General features: G+C 52.1%; 7 protein-coding genes. All 7 read right to left on the minus strand.

The window, feature by feature from the left end:
* The coding region (locus V3U24_03865; protein MEE9166585.1) for a DNA-directed RNA polymerase subunit alpha at positions 1–566 on the minus strand (566 nt) is incomplete at its 3' end.
* 46 nt (positions 567–612) lie between these two features.
* Positions 613–1,248, minus strand: a complete 636-nt coding sequence (gene rpsD, locus V3U24_03870; GenBank protein MEE9166586.1) for a 30S ribosomal protein S4 — start codon at positions 1,246–1,248, stop codon at positions 613–615.
* 43 nt (positions 1,249–1,291) lie between these two features.
* The gene (gene rpsK, locus V3U24_03875) at positions 1,292–1,696 is read right to left on the minus strand and encodes a 30S ribosomal protein S11 (GenBank protein ID MEE9166587.1); all 405 of its coding nucleotides are present in this window, start codon (positions 1,694–1,696) and stop codon (positions 1,292–1,294) included.
* 23 nt (positions 1,697–1,719) lie between these two features.
* Positions 1,720–2,088: a 30S ribosomal protein S13 gene (gene rpsM, locus V3U24_03880; protein ID MEE9166588.1), complete on the minus strand. Its 369-nt coding sequence runs from the start codon at positions 2,086–2,088 to the stop codon at positions 1,720–1,722.
* 94 nt (positions 2,089–2,182) lie between these two features.
* Complete coding sequence (gene rpmJ, locus V3U24_03885) at positions 2,183–2,296, minus strand: 50S ribosomal protein L36 (GenBank protein ID MEE9166589.1); 114 nt, start codon at positions 2,294–2,296, stop codon at positions 2,183–2,185.
* Positions 2,297–2,301: 5 nt separating this feature from the next.
* Positions 2,302–3,078 (minus strand): type I methionyl aminopeptidase, encoded by a 777-nt coding sequence (gene map, locus V3U24_03890; protein ID MEE9166590.1) that lies wholly within the window; start codon positions 3,076–3,078, stop codon positions 2,302–2,304.
* The coding region (locus V3U24_03895) for a nucleoside monophosphate kinase (protein ID MEE9166591.1) at positions 3,075–3,707 on the minus strand (633 nt) is incomplete at its 5' end. The genes map and V3U24_03895, both read right to left, overlap by 4 nt.

Raw genomic sequence — 3,707 nt, forward strand, 5'->3', positions numbered from 1 at the left:
AACTGACCCAGTCGCGCCGCCTCAACACCGAAATCAACCTTCTTGACCGGAGAATGGATCGAATCCAGAGGAATGTACGAGATGTCCAGGTCTTCGTCCATATTCTCGTCAGCCGGAACGTACCCGCGGCCAGGTTTCACTCTCATTTCCATTTTGAGACGTGCCTTATCATTGACGGTGGCAATAAAGATGTCCGGATCCAGGATTTCCACATCCGGATCGGGCTTGATATCCCCGGACTTGAGATCACCTTCACCTGTCGACTCCAGATAGAGCGTCTTGGGGTGATTGACATTCAGTGTGATTGGAATCTTCTTCAAATTCATGATCACGTCGGTGACATCCTCCCGTACCGCGGGAATGGATGAAAATTCATGGAGAATCCCGTCGATTTTCACTGCCGTGATGGCTGCGCCTTCGATAGACGAGAGTAAAACTCTGCGCATCGCATTTCCAATGGTCGTACCAAATCCTCGCTCAAAAGGCTGGGCTTGGAAATGCGCGAAGGTCGGGGTAGCGGTCTTGGGATCACTAAAAAGTCTTTTGGGTCTTTGAAAAGCTGCCATTTATACTCTCCGATGTTGGTCTGCCTTGCTGGACGGACTGTTGGTGTTACTTGGAATAGAGCTCGACGATCAGTGACTCCTCTATAGGCATACTGATGTCTTCGTGCCGAGGTAATTCGAGCACCTGGCCCTTGAAATTCTCACTGTCGAGGTTTAGCCAGCCGGGAATATTACGCCCCGCCATCTCCTCGATATTACTGAGAATCAATACATTCTCCTGGCTTTTCTTACGGATGGAGATCTCCACTCCCTTGGATACCAGATAGGAAGGGATATTCACTTTACGGCCATCCAGCAGGACGTGGCCGTGCCGCACCCACTGGCGAGCCTGGCTTCTGGAACTGGCGAATCCAAGACGGTACACCACATTATCCAACCGACGTTCCAGCAACTGCATCAGGAGTTCGCCGGTAATTCCTTTCTTACGAGCGGCCTTCTTGAAGTAATTCCGAAATTGCCTCTCCAGGACCCCATACATCCGTTTCACTTTCTGTTTTTCGCGAAGTTGTAACCCGTAGCCCATCATCTTTCTCCGAAAACGGCCACGGCGCCCCTGCTCACCCGGCACGAAGTTTCGTTGCTCGATGGCGCACTTCTCTCCGAAACATCGCTGTCCCTTCAGGAACAACTTCATCCCTTCACGTCTACACAATCTACAAACAGGCCCTGTATATCTTGCCAAACTAGAACTCCTGACTCCTGGTTCCTGACTCCTTCTGTCTCATTTACACCCGGCGTCGTTTGGGAGGCCGGCACCCATTATGAGGAATCGGAGTAACGTCCTTAATGGAACGGACTTCCAACCCCGCCGCCTGCAACGACCGAATGGCCGATTCACGTCCGGCACCGGGTCCTTTGACCTTCACGTCGCAATATTTCATACGGTACTGGTCACGGGCGGTCACCGCGGCCGAGTGAGCCGCTTGAGAGGCCGCAAAAGGAGTACTCTTGCGACTTCCACGGAATCCCCGTGCCCCTGAGCTACAACTACTGAGCACATTTCCCTCCAAATCAGTGATGGTGATCTGGGTGTTATTAAAGGTTGCCTTAATGCAGGCCAAACCGTGAATAACCGTCTTTTTTTCCTTCTTCTTGGTTGATTTCTTCTTGGCTGTTTTCTTCTTGGCCATAATCGTGGGCTTCTCCTTCTTTCCTACTTCCGCCTTCTGTGAATTCCAGCCTTACGCGGCCCTTTTCGAGTGCGAGCATTGGTATGGGTTCTCTGACCTCGAGCGGGAAGCCCTCGACGATGACGCGACCCCCGATAACAGTTGATATCCATCAATCGCTTGATATTCAGCTGCACCTCTTTGCGAAGATCACCTTCAACCCTTCCCTCATCCTGAATAATCTTGCGAATGCGCCCTGCTTCCTCTTCGGTCAGTTTCTCGATCAACGTATCGACGTTGACCTCGGCCTGATTCAAGATCGCGGTGGCACGGGATTTCCCAATCCCATAGATATAAGTCAAGGCGATCTGGGCCCGCTTCTTATCGGGAATATTCACTCCTTCTATCCGCATAGAACCTCCGAATAACCGGTTGTTGGCGTAGGGAATAGAAGAAAGAGAAAAGAAAATACAAAATAGGGTGAAAGGGTTAAAGTGTCCATAATGTTCATCCCTGACGCTGCTTGTGCTTAGGGACAGGACAGATCACCCGCACAACCCCCTTGCGTCGAATCACTCTGCACTTGGGACAGATTTTCTTGACCGAAGCCCGAACTTTCATTTTCTCTACGCGCTAAGCGAACGCTCGCTCAGCTCCTCCAGTTCACTTAAGATCCATGGTCCGTTTTCCGTTACGGCCACAGAATGCTCGAAGTGGGCGCTACAGCCACCATCGGCAGTGACCGCTGTCCACTTATCCTCCAACACCTTGACCCCGGGGCCCTGGCTGTTCACCATGGGTTCAATGGCCAGCACCATTCCCTCAACCAATCTCGGTCCCTGGCCCGGTTTTCCGTAGTTCGGCACTTGAGGTTCCTCATGCAAAGACGCACCAATACCGTGTCCCACGAACTCCCGGACCACCGAAAATCCGTGACCTTCCACGAAAGTCTGGACGGCGGAAGAAATGTCCGATACCCGATTCCCCACAGTAACCTGTTCGATTCCCTTGTACAGCGACTCCTTCGTTACTTCCAGGAGATGCTTCAAGTCGTCGGAAACCTCTCCTACCGGGAAGGTCCAAGCCGAGTCTCCACAAAATCCCTTATAGTGCACGCCCACGTCCAACCCGATGATGTCCCCTTCCTTCAGAGGTTCATCGTTGGGAATTCCATGAACGATCTGATCGTTCACCGAGGCACACAGGACCGCCGGATAGCCGTGATAACCCTTAAAGGCGGGGCGGGCTCCCATTTTGAGGATCAACTCTTCGGAGGCCGAGTCCAATTCGATGGTCGTTGCACCTGGTTTGACCAGGGTCCCCAAATGGTTCAACACCCGGGCTACAATCAAGTTGGCCTCTCTCATCTTCTGAAGTTCTTCCTTCCCCTTACAAATAATCATGCCGATGTTCGACCCGCATCCACCTGCGGACTCACGGCCGAACTGTCCTGGCCTGTGAGATGGGCCGAAATCCGTTCAAACACCGTTTCAGTATCCAGATTTCCATCCACTTCAAAATAGCAGCCCTTATTCGAATAAAAATCAGTTAACGGTTTCGTCTGCTCGCGATACACTTGTAGACGTCTCTGAATAACGTCCGGAAAATCATCCGGGCGTTGGATTAACTTTGCTCCGCAAGTGTCACAGACGCCCTCCTGCCGAGGAGGCGAGAAATTAACGTTGCTGATTCTACCACACTCCGAGCACTGCCTGCGCCCCGACAACCTCTTGATCACAACCTCTTCATCCACTCGAATATTGATCACCCAGATGGGCGTCTCTCCTGCAATCTCTTCCAAGATTTCGGCCTGAGCAAGATTGCGAGGGAACCCGTCCAAAATAAAGCCTGTCGAGTCCCTGAAATCGGTCATGTATTCACGGACCACCTCAGCCACCAGCTCGTCTGAAACCAGTTCTCCTCGTTCCATGCTTTCGCGGGCCTGGTTTCCCAGCAGCGTATCCTCTCCTGCCTTCTGTCGAAGAGCCTCACCTGTCGATAAGTGTTTCATCCGAAACTCCCGGACCAATCT

The sequence above is a fragment of the Candidatus Neomarinimicrobiota bacterium genome (genome assembly GCA_036476315.1).
In the GTDB taxonomy this organism is placed as follows: Bacteria; Fidelibacterota; Marinisomatia; order Marinisomatales; family S15-B10; genus JAZGBI01.